At 67.7% G+C, this 1,610-nt stretch carries 1 protein-coding gene; it reads left to right on the top strand.

The genetic code is table 11. The features are described from left to right. Nucleotides 1-1,610: M12 family metallo-peptidase (locus tag VLF18_RS03480; RefSeq protein WP_325278230.1), on the top strand; the 1,610-nt coding region annotated here is incomplete at both ends.

The following is a 1,610-nucleotide window of genomic DNA, read 5'->3' on the forward strand; positions in this document are numbered from 1 at the left end:
GGCCGGTGCGCCGCCGCCGTCCGGCGCGCAGGAATCGGCTCCGGATTCGCTCGCACGCACGATCGCCGCGCGCAAGGCGGCCGGCAATGAATTCCATGAGTTTACTTTGCTGCAAATACAGGCGACGCCGCTCGCCAAGCGCGCCGACGTCGCCGCGCTGGTTTCCGACGGCACGCTGCTGCGCGTCGACGAAGCCGCGGTGAAGTCGCTGCTCGCGCGCGATCCGCAGCAGTTCACGCTGCCGGTGCCGGGGCACGGCGACCTCGAACTCGTGCGTGTGAACTACGACGATCTCATCGTCGAAGGCCCGGGCGGCGACGATCTGTCGTGGACCAACACGGCGCGGCATTACCAGGGCACGCTCAAGGAAGGCGGGCGTTCGGTCGCCGCGGTCAGCGTGTTCCGCAATCTCGAAACCGGCGCCTACGAGATCAGCGGGGTCTACGGCACGACGGCGGAAGGCAATACGCTGATCGGCCGGATCAAGGGGCGCAACGCGGCCAACGAACATCTCGTCTATCGCGAATCCGCGGTCCGAACCAAGTCGGCGCCTGCGGTCGAATGCGGCATGGACGCGGTACAGCATCGGATGCTCGAGCCCTCGCAGACCTGTCCGGTCGAGCCCGAGGCGGGCAAGCCGCTGCGCCCGCGCGCGAAGTCGGCGAACGAGATCGCCGCGGCCGGCGACTGCGTGCGCATCCATCTCGAAGTCGAGAACGACGTCTATCGCACGCACGGCGCGAACACGACGAACTATGCGACCGGTTTCTTCAACATCGCGAAGAGCGTCTACGCGAACGAAAGCATTCCTATCAATCTGCACTATATGAAAGTGTGGACGACGCCGAGTCCGGAAGCGAACATCGGCTACTACTACGACATCTGGAACGCGTTCTGGAACCGCAAGTCGCGCGAAGGCATCCAGGGCGACCTCGCCATCCTCGTCGGTTTCCACATCGACCGCGGAATCGCGAGCCTCAACCGGATCTGCGGCCCCGACTACAACCAGACCGGCATCAGCCCGATTCGCGACTATCCGGCGTATCCGACGTATTCCTGGGCCGGCGCGACGCTGCCGCATGAGATCGGCCACCTGTTCGGCTCGGAGCACACGCAGGCGTGCTCCTGGAACGGCAACAACACCGCGCTCGACGGCTGCGCCGCGCCCGAAGGCAGCTGTCCGCGGCCGGCCGGCCGCTACGGCACGATCATGAGCTACTGCAGCGACTTCAGCCTCGCACAGGGCTTCGGCACGCAGCCGGGCAATCTGATCCGCAGCAGCTTCTCGAACGCGACCTGCCTCGCCTGCGGCGGCGGCTGCACGAGCACGATCGCGCCGATGTCGGCCAGCGTCGGCGCCGCGGCGGCCAGCGGCAGCATCGCCGTGACGACGAGCGCGTCGAACTGCACCTGGACCGCGGCGAGCACGGCGAACTGGATCACCGTCACCTCCGGCGGCGGTCCGTTTGCCGGCAACGGCTCGGTGTCCTACACGGTCGCCGCGAACACCGGCGCGGCGCGCAGCGGCACGCTGACCATCGCCGGACAGACGTTCACCGTCTCGCAGCAGGCAGGCGCGGGCGGCACGCCGCTGACGAACGGCGTCGCCG

The organism is Tahibacter sp. (assembly GCF_035481375.1).
Classification (GTDB): Bacteria; Pseudomonadota; Gammaproteobacteria; order Xanthomonadales; family Rhodanobacteraceae; genus Tahibacter.